This window comes from Streptomyces sp. SID12488 (assembly GCF_010548275.1).
Taxonomy (GTDB): Bacteria; Actinomycetota; Actinomycetes; order Streptomycetales; family Streptomycetaceae; genus Streptomyces.
Genome location: NZ_JAAGLT010000007.1, coordinates 187366 through 204748, shown reverse-complemented (window position 1 = coordinate 204748; position 17383 = coordinate 187366). Strand labels below are relative to the sequence as shown.

14 protein-coding genes are annotated in these 17383 nt (G+C 70.5%); 5 read left to right on the top strand and 9 right to left on the bottom strand.

Annotation, left to right across the window (positions count from 1 at the left end):
- Nucleotides 1–21: 21 nt before the first annotated feature.
- The 3 genes from G3I56_RS14290 to G3I56_RS14280 form a co-directional block, all read right to left on the bottom strand.
- Nucleotides 22–678 (bottom strand): flavodoxin family protein, encoded by a 657-nt coding sequence (locus G3I56_RS14290; RefSeq protein ID WP_164409331.1) that lies wholly within the window; start codon nt 676–678, stop codon nt 22–24.
- Between the two features lie 255 nt (nt 679–933).
- Nucleotides 934–1722: an SDR family NAD(P)-dependent oxidoreductase gene (locus G3I56_RS14285; protein WP_164409330.1), complete on the bottom strand. Its 789-nt coding sequence runs from the start codon at nt 1720–1722 to the stop codon at nt 934–936.
- A gap of 46 nt (nt 1723–1768) precedes the next feature.
- Nucleotides 1769–2434: an NAD(P)H-dependent oxidoreductase gene (locus tag G3I56_RS14280; RefSeq protein ID WP_164409329.1), complete on the bottom strand. Its 666-nt coding sequence runs from the start codon at nt 2432–2434 to the stop codon at nt 1769–1771.
- A 98-nt stretch (nt 2435–2532) separates the two neighbouring features.
- Here G3I56_RS14280 and G3I56_RS14275 point away from each other — a divergent pair, with 98 nt between their 5' ends.
- Complete coding sequence (locus G3I56_RS14275; RefSeq protein ID WP_164409328.1) at nt 2533–3045, top strand: MarR family winged helix-turn-helix transcriptional regulator; 513 nt, start codon at nt 2533–2535, stop codon at nt 3043–3045.
- Between the two features lie 41 nt (nt 3046–3086).
- Here G3I56_RS14275 and G3I56_RS44710 read toward each other — a convergent pair whose 3' ends face one another.
- The 3 genes from G3I56_RS44710 to G3I56_RS14260 form a co-directional block, all read right to left on the bottom strand.
- Nucleotides 3087–5882 carry a LuxR family transcriptional regulator gene (locus tag G3I56_RS44710; protein ID WP_164409327.1) on the bottom strand — a complete coding sequence of 932 codons (2796 nt, stop codon included), beginning with the start codon at nt 5880–5882 and terminating at the stop codon, nt 3087–3089.
- A gap of 78 nt (nt 5883–5960) precedes the next feature.
- On the bottom strand, nt 5961–7484 hold the full coding sequence (locus G3I56_RS14265) for an FAD-binding oxidoreductase (protein WP_164409326.1): 1524 nt from the start codon (nt 7482–7484) through the stop codon (nt 5961–5963).
- Between the two features lie 71 nt (nt 7485–7555).
- Nucleotides 7556–8539: a methyltransferase gene (locus G3I56_RS14260; RefSeq protein ID WP_164409325.1), complete on the bottom strand. Its 984-nt coding sequence runs from the start codon at nt 8537–8539 to the stop codon at nt 7556–7558.
- 896 nt (nt 8540–9435) lie between these two features.
- Here G3I56_RS14260 and G3I56_RS14255 point away from each other — a divergent pair.
- The 4 genes from G3I56_RS14255 to G3I56_RS14240 all read left to right on the top strand — a co-directional run bounded on the left by G3I56_RS14255 (nt 9436) and on the right by G3I56_RS14240 (nt 14029).
- On the top strand, nt 9436–10302 hold the full coding sequence (locus G3I56_RS14255) for a methyltransferase domain-containing protein (RefSeq protein ID WP_164409324.1): 867 nt from the start codon (nt 9436–9438) through the stop codon (nt 10300–10302).
- Nucleotides 10303–10355: 53 nt separating this feature from the next.
- Nucleotides 10356–11384: a methyltransferase gene (locus G3I56_RS14250; protein WP_164409323.1), complete on the top strand. Its 1029-nt coding sequence runs from the start codon at nt 10356–10358 to the stop codon at nt 11382–11384.
- A gap of 570 nt (nt 11385–11954) precedes the next feature.
- Nucleotides 11955–12740: a Mut7-C RNAse domain-containing protein gene (locus G3I56_RS14245; protein ID WP_164409322.1), complete on the top strand. Its 786-nt coding sequence runs from the start codon at nt 11955–11957 to the stop codon at nt 12738–12740.
- A 236-nt stretch (nt 12741–12976) separates the two neighbouring features.
- Nucleotides 12977–14029 (top strand): lysylphosphatidylglycerol synthase domain-containing protein, encoded by a 1053-nt coding sequence (locus G3I56_RS14240; RefSeq protein WP_164409321.1) that lies wholly within the window; start codon nt 12977–12979, stop codon nt 14027–14029.
- 196 nt (nt 14030–14225) lie between these two features.
- Here the strand turns inward: G3I56_RS14240 and G3I56_RS14235 are convergent, their stop codons facing one another.
- From G3I56_RS14235 to G3I56_RS14225, 3 genes are read right to left on the bottom strand one after another with little or no spacing between them, the layout of a single operon-like run.
- Nucleotides 14226–15335 carry a class I SAM-dependent methyltransferase gene (locus G3I56_RS14235; RefSeq protein ID WP_203689832.1) on the bottom strand — a complete coding sequence of 370 codons (1110 nt, stop codon included), beginning with the start codon at nt 15333–15335 and terminating at the stop codon, nt 14226–14228.
- 16 nt (nt 15336–15351) lie between these two features.
- Nucleotides 15352–16557 carry a glycosyltransferase gene (locus tag G3I56_RS14230; RefSeq protein ID WP_164409320.1) on the bottom strand — a complete coding sequence of 402 codons (1206 nt, stop codon included), beginning with the start codon at nt 16555–16557 and terminating at the stop codon, nt 15352–15354.
- Nucleotides 16554–17381, bottom strand: a complete 828-nt coding sequence (locus G3I56_RS14225; protein ID WP_164409319.1) for an alpha/beta hydrolase — start codon at nt 17379–17381, stop codon at nt 16554–16556. Before G3I56_RS14225 ends, G3I56_RS14230 begins: the two co-directional genes overlap by 4 nt.
- Nucleotides 17382–17383 lie beyond the last annotated feature (2 nt).

Below are 17383 nucleotides of genomic sequence, written 5' to 3'. Positions count from 1 at the left end.
GAGGGGGCAGGAGCTCTGGGGTCACGCGCGCCGGGCGTCCGCCGCGGCGAACGTTTCCAGGGGGCGCGCGGGCAGGTCGGCCGACCAGAGTTCCCGTACGGCATGCAGGCCGGCGGGGCCGTGTTGCCGGGCCAGCCGGGTGATCCGGCCGCCGACGAAGCGTGCCGCCTCGATCTGGTCGGCCGTCAGTTCGCCCGAGTCCGGTGCCGTCACGGACAGGCCGTAGGGGTTGCCGCCGACCTTGCGCAGCACGGGGTGGGTGTATCCGGTGGGCACGATCAGCGAGCCCCAGTGGAACATCGTGTGGTACAGCGCGAGGAGCGCCGCCTCCTGGCCGCCGTTGGGCAGCGAGGCACTGGTGAAGCCGGTGACGGGCTTGTCCGCCAGCCGGCCGTGCAGCGCCAGCGGGCTCGTGGTGTCCAGGAACGCCTTGAGCGGGGCCGCGATGTTGCCGAACCAGGTGGGCGTGCCGATCAGCAGTCCGTCGGCCCAGTCGAGGTCGTCGAGTGTCGGCTCGACGAGCCGGCCGGCTTTCGGGGCGGGGTTCCCGCCGGTCGCGCCCAGGGCGCGTACCCGGACCTCCGCGTTCTGCGCCGCGGCCCCTTCCGCCAGGTGCTCGGCCACCCGGGAGATCACCCCGCTGGAGCTGAAGTAGACGATGGCGATTCGGGGTTGCATGAGCCGCTGCCCTTCCTCTCCGCTGTGTGGGGCGGCTCCGCGCCGCCCTCCTGAGTCATCGTCCGGGGCGGAGCCCCACCGGGGCGTCAGAGCACTACCGAGACAATCTCCGTCACCCCGTGCCGCACAACAGGTCACGGAGTGCAGCCGGGGCGGGCGGTGCCGGCTGTCCGGGCACGAAAAAACCGGGGTTCCGTCCGACGATGTCGGACGGAACCCCGGTCAGAGGTGGTACGGCGCTACGGTGCTACGGCGTCAGGGACCCATGTGGGGCGCGCGTGCAGCGGACGAGCCGTCGCGGACCACCTCGCCCGTGAGGTTGCCGTTGGCTCCCGAGCCGAGGAACAGGACGAGCTTGGCAACGTCGTCCGCGTCGGAGAGCCGACGGGTGGGCGTGCCGGCGGCCAGCTTGTCGGTGACGAACTTGGGGATGGGCGCGCGGCTGTCGGTCAGGGTGAGGCCGGGCGCCACCACGTTGACGAGGATGCCGTCCCGGCCGGCCTCCCAGGCAAGGCTGCGGGCGAGGCCGTAGAGACCGGACTTGGCGGTTCCGTACGGTCCGGGGCCGGGCAGGCCCTCCTCGGCGACACTGGAGGAGATCAGCACGATCCGGCCCCAGCCGCGCGAGCGCATGCTCGGCAGGACCGCGCGGACCTGGGCGGCGGCGCCGATCAGGTTGGCGCCGATCATGGCCTGCCACTCCTCGAGCGGCACGTCCTCGAAGCGGATGCTCGGGTCCGGCGGACCGTCACCGCCCCAGCGCACGGCGTTGGCGACGAGCACGTCGATCCCGCCCCACTGCTCGACGACGGTGTTCGCGGCCTCCTCGACTGTGCGCAGGTCCTCCAGATCGAGCCGGACCACGAGAGCCTGTCCGCCGGCGGCCTCCACCTCGGAGGCCACCTTCTCGGCCTTCTCCGGACTGTCGCGGTAGGTGATGGCGACCCGGGCGCCCTCCTGGCCGAAGGCCCGGGCCGTCGCGGCGCCGATTCCCTTGGATGCTCCGGTGATCAGGACCACACGGTCCTTGAGTGCGGTGTCCATCGTGCGGGGTGTCCTCTCCTCTTACGTGAGTGCGTGCTGGGACGGCTCAGGCCGCGGGGTTCTCGGCCGGCACCCGGGTGGCCAGGACCTCGACCGCGTCCAGAGCGGCGGTCCGGGACTCCTCGTGGGCGTCCCGGAACTGCGCCAGGAACGGCATGATCGGGGCGTGCGTGAGCTCCGTGTGCACGAACTCCACGTCCTCGAGGCCGAGTGCGGAGAAGTAGGCGCGCAGGTACGGCTCCTGGAAGTCCATGGGCTCCCGGGGTGTGCCGGGGCCGTAGGCACCGCCGCGGGCGCTGAGGATGACCGCGGACTTCCCCGCGAGCGGCAGCCACGGCAGGGTCACCCGGTCCATCCAGGTCTTGAGCGAGCCCGGGACGCTGAAGTTGTACATGGGGGTCCCGATGAGCAGGACGTCGGCGGCGAGGAGCTGCTCGATGAGGGGGCGGGTCGCCGCCCAGGCCTCGGCCAGCTCGGGCGCGGCGGCCACTTCGTCCATCGCCTCTAAGCCCCGCACCCCGTTCACGGAGGACTGGGTGGCCAGGCGGACCCGGGCCTCGTCGATGGGCGTGACCGGGTCCGCCACCAGGTCCCGGTAGGTGTAGGTGGCGTCCGGGTGGGCGGTCTTCCAGTGTTTGACGAAGGCCGCGCCGAGCTCCCGTGAGAACGAGTCACTCCGGGCGCTGGCGTCCAGATGCAGCAGATGCGCCACAGCATTCCCTTCCAGGCAAGATGATCTGAAGTCGAAACCAGACTAGGCCAAGATAATCTCAAGTCAAGACGATTTTGGTCCTTTGCTATTCTGCTGACATGTCCCTCACTACTCCCGCCGACGACCGGGCGTCGGGCGGCCGGCTCCACAGCGATCTCCACTGGGTGTTCGCCCGGCTCAAGCAGGGGCTCGCCACGGCGGAGGTCTCGGTCGTGCGCGAGCACGGCATGACGCTGTGGGGCTACACCGTCCTGATGGCCATCGTCGAGGCGCCCATAAGGAGCCAGCTGGCGCTCGCCCAGGCCGTCTCGGTGGACAAGAGCAAACTCGTCCTGGTCCTCGACGAGCTGGAAGCGGCCGGCCTGGTCCGCCGCCGGCCCGACCCCGCCGACCGCAGGGCACGCATCGTCGAGGCGACCGAGGACGGCCGCCGAGCCGTCGACGCCACCCGCGAGGACATCGAGGCGATCGAGAACCGCCTGCTGGACGACCTGGACGCGCCGGCTCGAGAGGCGCTGCGATCCGTGCTCCGACAGCTCGTCGCCGGGCCGGTCGCAAGGATCGAGGATGGCCAACAGGCCGACAACGCCTGCGCTCCGCCCCGGCACTGAAGGCCCGGGGCGGAGGGGGCGACCGCGCGGTCCTCCCCCGCTCACGCCTGCAGCACCCGGCCGAGTTCGGAACGGCCCTGGATGCCGAGCTTGCGGTAGGCACGCGTCAGATGGGTCTCGACGGTCCGCCGGGTCACGAACAGCTCCCGCGCGATCGAACCGTTCGTCCGGCCCACGGCGGCCAGCAGTGCCACCCGGTACTCGCTCGCGGTGAGTGCCTTGGTGCCGAAGTGCTCGCAGCGCCGAGGCAGACCGCCGGCCGCGAGCAGTTCGGCGTGGACCCGCGCCGCCAGCCGTACGGCACCGAGCTGCTGGGCGAGTGCCAGGGCCCGCCGTAACGTCTCGCGGGCGGCGCGCCTGTTGTTGCGGCGCCGCTGCACGATGCCGAGACCGGCCTCGGCATACGCCGTCTCCAGGCGGGCCGTCCCCGACCGCAACACCTCCACGGCCTCGGTCAGAGCGGCCAGCCCCTCCTCGTCCCCGAGGATCAGGCCCTTGGCCCGCAGGGCGACACCGATCACCCGCGGAGTGCCCCACAGGCGCGCCGCGTGCAGCTCGTCCTCCACCAGACGGAGGGCGCCCTCGACATCTCCGAGCTGGTTGCGCATGAACGCGGCCTCGGAACGCCAGCGCGAGACGGCCGGGTTGGATGTTCCCCAGTTCTCGGTCCGGCGGCCGGCCTCCATGAGGTCCGCCAACGCGCCCTCGGTGTCGCCTCGGGCGCCCTTCAGCCGCCCGCGCGCGGCGAGCACCATGGTGTGCGGCAACAGCTCGGGGAGGGCCCCGGCGTAACCACGGCCCGCCAGGAGGGCGACGGCCTCGTCCGTGCGGTCGAGTTCGGTGAGCACGTTCAGCAGTGGGGCGAGCACCAGGGACTGGAGCGGATCCGTGGCCTCCTGCTCGCCGAGCAGTTCCAGGGCCTGGCGGGCGTCTCGTTCCGCTCCCTGCAGCCGCCCGGCCTCCAACTGCGAGGTGGCGCGCAGGGCCAGCGCGATCACGGTGGCGGGCAGGCTGCCCGTCCCCGGCTGCCCGGTCAGTACCGCGTCGCACCACCGGTCGACCGGCTCCGGTTCGTCGGCCCACAGGAGCGTGAAGACCGTGTACGGCATCAGGGGGGCCTCCTGGCCAGCCTGCGCGAGTTCCCGGTCAAGGGCCCGGACCACCGTCCGCGCGGAGGTGCGCCCTTCGACCGTCGCCTCCAAGGCCTGCAGGGACACCTTGTGCAGCGTGTCGCCGGTGCCGTCGTCGCAGAGCTTCGCGAGCAGGTCGGAGATCTGCGACGCCCCGGAGGAGCCCAGCAGCGCGGCCATCGCCTCCGCGGTGTCGATCCGCCTGAGCAGCGCGTCCCGCGACCGTGAGGGAGCCATCACGGTGAGGCCGGCGCGGCACTCCTCCAAAGCCTCGGCGGCGTCCTCGGTCCGATGGGTGCGCAGGAGCACCTGGGCGTAGGCGAGGACGGTACTCACCCGGCTCTGCGCTGTCTGTGTCGTGCCCAGGCGGGCCCGCAGCCTGGGCAGCAGTCCCTGCGGATCCGTGATCAGCTCGACGCAGTCCAGTTCCGCCTGCACCTCGTCGCGCACGTCCTGAGCGAGCGGTTCTTCGAGCGCGCGCCGCAGCAGCGCAAGGGCCTCGGCCGGCCTGCGCTCACCCACGGCCGCCGTGGCCGCGGCCCGCAGCACCTCGGGGGCCCAGCCCGTGCCCACCGGTCCGGTCCGCATCAGATGCCCGGCCACGTCGGCCGGCGGGGCGTTCCGCCGGTGCAGGGCCTCGGACACCCGGCGGTGCACCCGGTCCGGGGCGACGACCTCCGGCAGCCTCCGCAGCGCGTTGCCCAACACGGGGTGGACGTAGGTCGGCAGAGCAAGGTCGGTCAGCAGGCCCATGCCGCCCAGGACGGCCAGCGCGCCCGCGCCTTCCCGATCCGGTATGCCCGCGGCCTCGGCGATGAGGGCGCTGTCCGCTTCGCCCTCCAGGAGGGCAATCGTTTCGGCAACACACGACACGCCGGTGGGCAGGTGCGCGAGCCGGTTGCGCACGGTCGTGCCCACGAGCCGTTCGAGGCCACCCGCGGACAGGCCGGCGCCCACCGGCTCGTGGTGGGGGCCGCCGGACGCCCTCAGCATCGTGTTCAGGAACATCGGGTTGCCCGCGGTCAGTCCGTGCATCTCCTCGACGACCGAGGTGGGCGTCGGCCCGAGGAGACCGTCGACGAGCTCTCCCGTGCCCGCGGCGGTCAGCGGGGCGGGGCGCAGTACGGTCCACTCGCCGGCCTCGTGCAGCGCCGCGAGCATGGTCGGCGTGATCACCGGCTCACCGAGCCGGCGGGTGCCCACGATCGCGACCGGCCAGCCCTTCAGCCGCCGGGCCATGTAGGCGAGGACGTGCAGGGACGACGCGTCACAGAAGTTCAGGTCGTCGACGGCCAGGACGACCGGAGCCTGCCCGGCGAGCCGGCGGACGGCCCAGAGCATTCCGTTCAGGACGTGGATGTCGCTCGCGGCATCGGCGGGGACAACGGCCGAGTCCATCACTGCGAGCAGTTCCGCGGCGACCGGCGCGGCCTCGGTGTGCCCGGCCGCCAGGGTGGAGAGGTGAGGTTCGAGGAGCTGGTGCATCACCCCGTAGGAGAAGTCGGACTCGAGGGTGCTGCAGCGCGCGGTGCACATGACCAACTGGCGTGCTCTGGCCATCTGTTCGAGTTCGAGCAGCAGGGCCGTACGGCCGATGCCACACCCTCCCTCGATCATCAGCAGATCGCCGATTCCCTGACACAGGGTGTCGACGGTGCGGTTGAGAACGAGTAACTCCGACCAGCGTTCTACCAAGTTTTGGTGCACGACTCCCCCGGACGCTAAGTACTCTTCCTCCTCGACCCGGCCGGTGACCGGCCCGGTGGGGCCGGTCACCCGCGGAGGTCAGGTGATGCTCTGTGTGAACCGGAAAAAGTTGCTCGGGTCGTAGTGTCTCTTCACACTCCTCAACCGTGTCAGGTTCTCCTTGTAGTAGGCGTCGGCCCAGTCGGGAAGCACACGGTCCAGGTAGTTGACGTAACTCTCGCCGTTGGAATGGGGGTTGACCGTGTCGAAGACATGACCCGCCCAGTTCCGCGCGATGGTCTGGTCGGCCGCGCTCGGCGTGCCCGTGGGCAGCCCGGTGGCGATGCTCATGACGAACTCGGAGTCGCGGTGCACGTAGGCCGTGTCGGTGCGTGCGAGGTCGTTCGCCCGGCCGCCGAGCACGATGGTGCGGATGAACCGGGAGTGGCCGGCGACCCGGTCGGCGTCGAAGGCGGTCAGCAGCGCGTCGACGCCCGTGGCCGGGATGGCAGCGCCGAAGAGGCGGCTGCGGTCGAAGGACCAGCCGAATCGGCTGATCCGGCCGTCGCCGGTCGTGCCCTGGAGGTGGCACTGGGGCACCGTCAGGTTGCCGCAGTTGTACCAGGCCAGCATTCCGGCGGTGTAGGTGTCGTCGTTCACGGTGCGTGTCGACGGGGCGTGTCCGACCTCGCCGACGAGGGCGTCGAGGAGCGGCGGCAGGTCGGCCGGGTCACCCATCCAGACACCGGACACGCCCAGATAGGGCGTGTTGCCGGGCGCCGCGTCGAAGAGCGCGAGGACGGGGCCCGAACTGAGCAGGCGCGGGGACGCGATGGCCCACTGCTGCCAGGCCGTCAGGACGTCGGCGGCCCGGTCCCAGGTCCAGGTGAGGCTGAAGCGCGAGAGGGTGGGCACCGGAGTCGCGGCCATGCGGTACGACGTGACGACGCCGAAGTTGCCTCCGCCGCCGCCGCGCAGGGCCCAGAAGAGGTCGGCGTTCTGTGTCGGCGAGGCGGTGACGACGGTGCCGTCGGCCAGGACGACGCAGGCCGACTGAAGGGTGTCGGAGGCCATGCCGAGGTGCCGCGTCTGCCAGCCGAGTCCGCCGCCCTGGATGAAGCCGCCCGCGCCCACGGTCGGGAAGAGACCACCGGGCAGTGCCAGACCCGTACCCGACAGGCCGCTGAGGGTGTCGATCTGGAGCGCCCCGCCACCCATGGTGACCGTGTTTCCGTCGGCCGTGACGCTGTTGAGCCGGGACACGTCGATGACGAGCCCGGTCGTCAGGGAGAAGCCCATGAAACTGTGGCCGCCACTGCGCGGTGTCGCCGGTATCCCGTTGGCCCGGGCGAACTTCAGACAGGTGCTCACGTCGGCGGCGGACTGGCAGTAGGCGACGGCCGCCGGCTGCACGGTGTCGTACTCGGTCCACGAGATCTGCTTCGCCGTGGTGTACGCCGTGTCGGTGGGCAGTACGAGGGTGCCGCTCAGGTGCCGCTGCAGCAGTGCCCAGTTGGGCCCGGCCGCCGCATGGGCGAGGACCGCCGGCAACGCGGTCGTCGCGGTCGCGGCGGCCAGTGTCGCCGTCGCTCCCGCACGGATGAACGCTCTTCGGGAAACCATGTGCACGTGCCTCTTCTCTGTTGGGTTCTAAAGGAAGGCGGGTCCGGTACGTCGGTGGGGCGCGGCCCCGGTCAGCGCCGTACGGCTTCGACGAGGGCGTGTACGAGGGTGTCGCCGGCGTTCTCGGCCTGGACCGCGCGTGTCATCCGGAAGCCCGCTTCGTCGAGCAGCAGGCGCCAGTCCCGCTCGGTGCGCTCCTTGCCGCCGAGGATGACCATCATGAAGAGGTCGGCCAGCATGCTGGGGTGCAGTCCGCCGCCGTCGGGGACAACGCTGTCGATGACGATGAGCTTGGCGTGCGGTGGCATCGCCTCGTGCACACGCCGGAGGATCCTCAGGCAGTCCTCGTCGTTCCAGTTGTGCAGCACCCGGGAGAGCACGTAGGCGTCCGCACCGGGCACGACCGAGTCGAAGAAGCTCCCGTCGACGACCTCGACACGGTCCTGCACGCCATGTTCCGCGAGGTGGTCGGGGGCCTCGGCGGTGACGGCCGCGAGGTCCTGGACAACACCGGTCATCCCCGGGTTCAGCTCCAGGACGGCGGCGATCAGGGTGCCGACGCCACCGCCCACATCGACGAGTCGCTTGATGCCGGTGAAGTCGTAGCGCTTGAGGGCGGCGATGGCCGGGGCCAGGGAGGTGACTCCCATGGCACGGTTGAAGAGCTCGTTCTCCGCCGGGTTGGCTTCGAGGAAGTCGTAGTAGGCGGCACCGTGCACCTTGTTGAAAGCGGGCTCGCCGGTGCGCACCGTGTGCATCACCTCGGTCCAGGCGCGGAAGCAGGCGCCGCTCTGGAGCATGACGCCGTAGCGGAAGCCGCCGGGAGCGTCGCTGCGCAGCATGCCGCCCGCCTCCGTGAGGGAGAAGGCGCGCTCGGGGTGGGCCCGCAGCACGCCCATGGAGGCGAGGACGCGGCAGAACCGGTAGAGGACCTCCTCGTTCGCCTCGGTCGCGGCGGCGAGTTCCGAGACCGGCATCGGTTCCGGGCCGAGCTGATCGGCGATTCCGAGTTCGGCGGCGACATAGAAGGTCTGCCCGATCCAGGGACCCCCCATATGGTAAAGCTGCATCAGGTCGGGACTCTGGGACGGCGTTGTGGCAGGCACAGTATTCCTCCTTGAGCGGTGCTTCTTGGCAGGAAAATCCGTGTTCTGGCGCGGGTTCGCGGAACAGGGAGATCACGACACGGAAGGAAGCCCCGGAATCAGGCTGACCGACCGTGGCAGGGCGGCCCTGAGCACACCGGTATTACCAGGGTGAATTCAGGTCCAGCTTCTTCCGACCGCCGGGCATGATCTCGTACGGGAATATGGCACAGTGACGCCGGTGCCGAATGCGGGAACGCGGGCCGCCGGAGAACAGGACATGGGTGGCCGAACGTCTTCCGCGTCCGGGGACCGACCTGTCAGCGCTTGCGGTGGCGGGCCGTGCCTCGCCCCGCGTCACAGCATGGATGGAGAGCAGCGAAGATCTCTGCGTGCAGCACCACGAACCCCCGTTGGTGAAACTACAAAAACAATTTTGCCAATCAATTGCCAAATGGACAACTAATAGGCTGGTGGGCCGCGGACCGGCCAAAAAGACCTTCCCCACGTACCCCCATCGGCGAAACCAGTGAAACACCACGAGACTTTTGATGACACCCCCGCACTAACTTTCGGCCAGAATTGGCCGAAAACATGGACCGCGACTCCCACCCGCTCCCCAAACAGGCACATCGACCGCTCTGGACCTGCGGGTACACCGATGCGCCGACCAGGCCGGCCACCCCGGGGAGCACCGACCCTCATGCGTCGAAGCGAATACCTGTCATCCGTACGCCACCGAGACAAACACCGAAACAATTCAGTGTCCAAAATAAATGTTGCCCCGTTCACAAAGCAGTTGCTAACGTTCCCGGAGATGCATGGCACGCCAACCAACGCTCGCACCTCTCAGGGCAGTCGACTGGATGGAGAAGCACATGTCTCGGACGGAACCCACTGCCGTCGATCAGGTGGGAACTCTCTACGACCAAATGGCCGGCTTCGAGTCGGACAATTTTGGCGGCGATCACAACCTGCATTTCGGTTATTGGGACAACCCCGAGGACACCTGGCCTCTGGAACGCGCGGAAGAACGTTTCACGGAACTGATGATCGAGAAGCTGAGGACCAAGTCGGGCGCACGAGTTCTCGACGTCGGCTGCGGAATGGGAACGCCGGCCATCCGTCTGGCGAATGCCATCAACGGTAGCGTCGTCGGCGTCACCGTCAGCCATGAACAGGTAAAGCGTGCCGGTATTCGCGCGACTGCAGCAGGGTTGGCCGACCGGGCCTCCTTCCAGTACGCGGATGCCGCCGACCTTCCTTTCGAGGCGGATTCGTTCGACGCGGTATGGGCGCTGGAGTCAATTATTCACATGCCCGACCGTGTCCAGGTATTACGGGAAATGGCGCGGGTGATCCGGCCCGGCGGCCGGGTCGTACTGACCGACTTCTTCGAGCGCGCGCCCGTTCCCGAACACAAAAGGGGGGCTGTCGAGAGGTTCTACGAGAACTGGGTCATGGGCCCGATCGTGAGGATCGACGACTATCCGGGCCTGGTCCGGGAGGCCGGCCTGCGCCTGGTCGAGGTGTCCGACATCAGTGAGCAGGTGATGAAACGGACCCTCGAAGGCATCGCCGAGCGGCTCGAACAGGACAAGAAGCACATCGACAACACGCTCGGCGCCGAACTGGTCGACGATCTCGACCTCTCGAATCTCATCGAGGTGTGGGAGCTCGGCTACCTCCTGGTCGTCGCGGAGCTCCCCGGAAACGACATCACGGGTTCCTGAGGACGTGAACCGGTCAAGTCCAGGGACAGCAGTCGACGCCAGAGGGGGAGAACATGTCCAGCGAAACCCGACCCGAGCCGGATCTCCGGGAGATGTACCACGCGTCCGGCCCTTGGATAGGCCAGACGCTCTATGTGGCCGCGTATCTGGGTCTCGCCGATCTGCTGGGCGAGGAGCCCATGAACATCGGTGAGATCGCCAAGGCGACCGAGAGCGACGAGGACGCCCTGTACCGGTTCTGCCGGGCCCTCACCGCCCTCGGCATGCTGGCCGAGCACCCTGGCAAGTCCTTCAGCCTGAGGGAACCGGGCAGGGCTCTCGCCGACGGAGCACCCGACGGCTTCCGTGACGGAGTGCTGCTGCAGAGCGGTGCCGTCTTCCGCGCCTGGGCGGGCGTGATCCACACGGTCAAGACCGGCCGCCCCGCCTTCGACGAGGCGTTCGGGATGGACTACTTCGAGTTCCTCGCCTCCCATCCCGAGGAGGCGCGCGTCTTCAATCGCGCCATGGGCGCCACCATGCCCGCCGCGATCGCCGCTCTGCGGCTCTACGAGTTCGAGGACTGCCGCACGGTCGTCGACGTGGGCGGTGGCGACGGCAGGCTGATGGCCTCGGTGCTCGCACGACACCCGGAGATGCGCGGACTGCTCCAGGACCTGCCCGAGACCGTGGCGCAGGCAGAGGCGAACCTGGCCGCAGCCGGCGTGACCGACCGGTGCACGCTCGTCGGTGAGAGCTTCTTCGACACGGTCGCCCCGGGCGGAGACGTGTACGTCCTTTCCCGGGTCCTGCACGACTGGAACGACGACAACGCCCTGAAGGTCCTCCGGAAGGTCCGGGCCGCCATGCCCCCGCACGGGAGGCTCATCCTCGTCGAGACCGTCCTGCGGCCCGCCGAGGGCGACATCCGGAGCGTCCTTGGTGACCTGCTCATGCTGGTCGTCCTCGGCGGCAAGGAGCGCACGGAGAACGAGTGGACGGAACTCCTGGCGGCGGCGGGATTCGAGATCCGACGGATTCTGGACGACCCGGGCATGGCCACCACCCGCGGGCACAGCGTCATCGAGGCGGTCGCACGGTAGCGGCGCAACGCGCCGGACGATGGCCTGTGCGATGCCGAGGCTGCCCCCGCCGGGAGGTGCGGAGGGGGCAGCCGTGCGTGAGGGCGTGGACCGTGGCGGCAAGGGAGTACACGTCACCGGCGGGGCTCGGCTCGGCCGGCCGGAACGCCTCCGGCGGGGCGTACGCGGGAGTCAACGCCTCCCGGGTGACCGACAGTTCCTGTCCGGGCCGGGGCATCGCGGCCGGCCCGATGTCGGCGAGGCCGACGTTGTCGCGTACGCCGGTGTCCCGCGCCTCGGCGGCCGGGAGGGGGCCCTGCCGGTGGAGGCGGTCGCCGGGCGAACCGCCGGGGCACGACTCCAGGACCGTACGGGCGGCCGTTGTCGAGCACTTCTTCGTCGTACACCGCCACCCCGTGCGAGTGGCCCGGCAGTCGGCCCCGCGCGGTCGTCTCGGGGAGGAACCGCTACCGGTCGCGGTCGGAGGCCGGGACGCGGCTGTCCGGCCTGAGGGCGGCCTCGCGGCCCACGGCCGGTCGCCGGGCCCGGTACGGCCGACCGCCCCGGTCGGGGCGATGACATGCTGGCCGGGTGAGCAGACCGGAGATCGTCATCAGTTTCGCCCCTGAGCTGCGGCTCTTCGTCCCGTCCGAACGACGTGCCGGGCCCACGACCGTGATCACCGACGGGTCGTCCTCGCTCGGGCACGTGGTGGAGTCGCTGGGCGTACCGCTCACCGAGGCCGGACAGCTGCTGGTGGACGGCCGGGAAGTGACGGTGTCCCATGTGCCGGGCGCGGGCGAGACAGTGGAGGTCGACGCCGTCGTCCGGCCGCAGTCGGTGCCGGGGGCGCCGCTGCGGTTCCTGCTCGACGTCCACCTGGGCACGCTCGCCCGCCGGTTGAGGCTCCTGGGTGTCGACGCCGCGTACGAGAGCGCGGACATCGGTGACCCGGCGCTGGCCACGTTGTCGGCGGCCGAGCAGCGGGTGCTGCTCTCCCGGGACCGGGGTCTGCTGCGGCGCCGCGAACTGTGGGCGGGCGCGTACATCTACAGCGACCGTCCGGACGACCAGCTCCGGGACGTCCTCGACCGGTTCGCGCCCGCACTCGCCCCGTGGACCCGGTGCACCGCCTGCAACGGACGGCTGGAGCAGGCCGACAAACAGACGGTCGGCGACCGGCTGGAGGACGGGACCCGGCGTACGTACGACGTCTACGCGCAGTGTGTGGTGTGCGAGCGTCTGTACTGGCGGGGTGCGCATCATGCGCGGTTGGAGGCGATCGTCGAAGGCGCGCTGAGTGAGTTCGGTCGTCACCGCGCCCATCGAGGGGCTGATGAGGGAGCTGCGGAACCGACGGCCGCAAGCAGGCGTTGAACGTGCGTGGTGAAAAGGACGTATTGACAGATTGACAGGAGGCGACGAGGGGAGACTCTGACAGAAAGCTTCAGGCATCACCTGTGTCGCCCGTCCGCCCGCACCCCTTCTCTTCCTGGACACCACCCCGTCACGCGGACCGGGAACGCTCCTGCCGTCCCCCTTGCTTCGCTCTTCAATTCCCCCCCGTCCGCCCCCGCAGCGCGTGGGCGCAACGCGGAAGGACGACGCGCGCTGTGTCCTCTTTGCCGATTGTCCCCATAGCCCCGCCCGCTCCGACGGTCCAGCCCTCTCCCCAGGGCACCGCGGACTGTCCCGTCGCGGCTTCCCGCGCCTCCTTCTGTTCCCGGTTCCCCGCCGCCCGGCACGCTCGCCGGGTCCTGTGTCTGCTGCCGCTCCTGCTCATCGGGATCTGGGCGGCGGACAACTGGCAGGTGCTGCACGACGGGGCCTGGCAGCTGACCACCGCAGACCCCGGGTGGCTCGCCATCGGGGCCGCGTTCACGTTCCTGTGCTGGGTGTCCGCCGCCTTCGCCCGGCAGGGGGCGATCCCCGAGCGACTGCCGCCCGGGCTGTTGCTGGCCTCGCAGTTCGCCGCCGGCGCCGCCAACAACGTGCTGCCCGCCGGTCTCGGCGCCCACGCCGTCACCCTGCGCTTCCTGACCGGCCGTGGCATCCCGCTGGCCCGTGCCACCGCGTCCCTCGCCCTGTACTCGCTGGTCAAGCCGGTCGCGAAGCTTCTGCTGATCCTCGCTCTCCTGGCGACCTTCCCGACCTCCCTGGCCACCGCCGACCTGCTCCCCGACCAGGGGACACTGCTGCCCATCGCCCTCGGCGTGTCCGGCGCGGTGGTCGTCGTGACGCTGGTTCTTGCCTTCGTACGTCCGCTGCGGCGCCCCCTGCTCGACGGTCTGCGCACCGCCCTGACCGACGCGCGGCGGCTGCACACCCGGCCCGTGCGGGTCGCCGCGCTGTGGGGCGGTGCCGCGGGCTTCTCGTTGTGCCAGGCGGCCGTGCTGGCCTCCGTCGGGGCCTCGCTCGGGCTGCCGATCGCCTGGCCGGACGTGGTCTTCGCCTACCTCGCCGCGAGCGCCGCGGTCGGCGCCGTACCCGCGCCGGCCGGGATCGGTCCCGTCGACGCGGCCCTGGTGTTCACACTGGCCGCGATGGGCGCCCCGCTGTCCCTGGCCACCGCGACCGTCGTCGGCTTCCGCGTCCTGACGGTCTGGCTGCCGCTGCTGCCGGGTGCCCTCGTGCTGTCGATGCTGGTGCGGGCCAAGGTGCTGTGACGCGCACCAGGTGTGCTGACCCGCCCCAGGTCCTGTGACTCGTCGACGGGTCATGACGTACGTCGTGTTCACTCGGGATCGCCTCGCGATGTCCGCGCCGGTTGTCCCTGCTGACCTGCTTCTGTACTGAGGGGTCCGGAGGTCCGGGGGCCCGCGACGACACAGCCGCCGGTGTTGCGGCCCCCGGAAGGACTCGTCAGTCCCGGCGAGCCACCAGACGGTACGCGTTGGAGACGCCCAGGCGGTGGGAGATCGGCCGTACGGCGAAGCGGTCCAGCAGAGTGCCCAGGATCAGGGCCGGGACGCCGGCCAGCAGCAGGGCTCCGCGCAGCGTGCGGCGCAGGGCGTTCGGGGGGTGCGGCAGCCACGGGAGGTTGTCGCGCGGGGCGGCGTTGTCGAGGGCCAGCCAGACGGCGGCGAGCAGGTCGACGGGGTCGTGCGGCTCGGCGTGCTGTTCCAGGACGACGGTGAAGCCCAGGTCGGTGAGCCGTTGCCGGAGGTTGTCGACGGGGACGAAGTGCAGGTGCTGGGGCTGGAGCCAGGGCAGCCACCAGCGGCCGAGCAGCCGGGCGTACCGGCTGTCGGGGTCGGGGACCTCGATCACCAGGTGTCCGCCGGGGCGGATGGCCTGGCGCGCGGCATCCAGTTCGAGCGGGGGCTCGGTGCTGTGCTCCAGGTAGTGGAACATGCTGACGACGTCGTAACGGCCGGCCAGTTCGGGGGCCAGTTCGGTGAAGCTGCCCCGGTAGCCGCGCTCCACGCGCCCCGCCCGCTCGGCGAGTTCGGCGCCGTCGGTGAAGTCCAGGCCGTCGAAGGTCGTGCCCGCGTGGACGACCCGGGCCGACTCGCAGAAGTGGCCGTGGCCGGTGCCGACGTCGAGCCAGTTCTTCGGCGCGTCGTCGAAGGGGAGGAGGGCGCGGGCCCGCTGCTCGTACATCTTCGTTCGGCTCGCGAAGGTGTTGCCGAGCTGCTTCTCGCCGAGTCCGTCGTAGAAGTCGCGGTAGTAGAACTCCAGCCCGGCGGCGCTGAGTCGGGGGTTCTGGAAGGTGTGCCGGCAGTCCTGGCAGCGGTCGAGGACGAACCGTCCGGGCTTGTGCTGGAGCAGGTCGGTGGTCCGCAGCCGGGTCTCCAGCCGGGCCGAGCCGCACCAGGGGCAACTGGTGCGCGGGGGTTCGAAGAACCGGTCGAGGCCGAAGGCCAGATCGGCCTGGTAGGTGGGCCGGAGGGCGGCCACCTGCTCGGCACGGGGCGGAGCGGCCGGTGCTTCCGGTGTGCCGGTCTCGTGCTCGTGCTCGTCGTCGCTCATACCGTCTCCTTCTCCTTCATGCCGTCTCCTTGGCGGGCGCACCGATGGCGAGTTGCTCAAGGTGGGTGGCCGCCATGGAGGCACCTCCGGCGGCCCGGAACGCGGTACGGATCCGGCTCGCCGCCAAGCGGTAGTCGGGCTCGTGCAGTACGGCGCCGATCGCGGCGCCCAGTTTCGGTGCGGTGACCCGCCCGAACCGCACCCGGATGCCCGCCCCAGCCGCCACGACCTGTCCGGCGATCACGGGCTGGTCGTCCCGGATGGGCGCGACGACGAGCGGCACCCCGTGCCAGAGCGCCTCGCACACGGTGTTGTGCCCGCCGTGACAGACGACGGCGTCGACCCTTTCGAGGAGCGGGAGTTGGGGCACGGAGGGGACGACCAGTACGCCTTTGTCGTCCGCCCCACCCAGGGAGCTTCCGAGTACGCCCGCCGGGTCGACGATCACCGTCTGCATCCGGTCCGCCCGCTCACGTGCGGCACTCTGGCACTCGGCCAGGAAACGTTCGCCGACGTCGGTGTTGGCGGTGCCGAGGGTGACGAGGACCGTGGCGCGGGCCGGGTCGAGCCAGTCCCAGGGGAAGCCGGACGGCGCGGGCCGGTCGGCGACGGACGGGCCGACGTAGCGGATCTGGTCGCCGGTGCGGGCGTCCGGGCCGACGAACTCCGGTGTGCTGAAGGCGAGTACGAGGTGTGGGGAGAACCGTGGGTCCGCGGTGCCCGTGCTGTCACCGACGCGGTTCCTGAGGCCCGCCAGCAGCCCGTCCAGCCACTCCGCGACCTTGGGCATACCGGACAGTACGTCGGTGAACTCGGCGGAGGTGGTGGCCGAGGTCGCCCATGGCAGACCCAGGCGCTCGGCGACGAGGCCACCGGCGAGGGCCTGTTGGTCGGCGACGACGACGTCCGGCCCGAACTCCCCCACGGCGGCGGCGACTCCGGGGGCCATCTCCTCGGCGAGGGGGGCGAGGAACCTCTCCCAGAGGAACTTCAAAGCCTCGGGCCCCCGCAGGTCCGGCGGCCGTACGCCGTCGCCCGAGCCGGGGACGGGCCCGGCGCACGGAAAGACGGTGGCGTCCTCCCCCGCGAGCCGCCGCACGAGTCCCGGATCGGCGCATGCCCACGCCGACTCATGTCCGCGTGCGGCGAGTTCGGCGGCGACTCCGACTGCCGGGTTGATGTGTCCGACGAGCGGCGGCACGACGAACAGGAACCGGCTCACCGCGCTTCCGCCCCCGCCAGCTGTACCGGAACGGTCGCCCCGAGGATGAGCGACAGGACGTGTCCGCCGACCGTCCCCGACGCCTCGACGAGCACGGAGTGTTCGTGCCCCGGCACGACGACGGTCCGGCAGTCGGGCAGCACGGACTCCATCCAGGGCGCCAGTTCGGCGAGGTCCGAGTCACCCCCGTACACCCCAAGCACTGGGCAGCGTACGGAACTTATCTCGCTCTCGGTCAGCACGCGGCTGGCCGGGATGTCCCGGGCGAGGGTGGTCTCGCGGGCCAGCCGGGCGGCGCCCTTGGCGAGGCGGGCGGTGTTCTGGCTGCGGTTGGCGGTGATCCAGGCGATGGCGTCGGCCTCGTTGTGGGCGAGTTGGTGCATGACCCGGCCGAGGATGCCGTTGAGTTTGCCCGCCCAGGCGGCGGTGGCCGGTTCCGACTCGATGAGGGAGACACTGGCGGCGCGCTCGGGATGGCGGGCCGCGTATCCGAACGCGACTGTCCCACCGTAGGAGTTGCCGACGAGATGGACCGGGCCGGTCACCTCCAGCCGGTCGAGGAGAGCATCCAGGTCGTCGATGTTGTCGTCGAGGGTGTAGCCGGTGGCGGGGCGGGTGGAGCGGCCGTGGCCGCGCAGGTCGTACATGACGACGTCGATGCCGGAGGCGGCGAACGCCGGTGCCACGGTGAAGTAGTAGCTGGCCAGACTGTCGGTGAGCAGGCCGTGCACGAGTACGGCGGTCGCGGTGACCGGCCGTCCGCCGCGCGGGCCGATGCGCTGGGCGTGCAGCCTGAGGCCGCCGCCGATGTCGACGTGTCCCATGG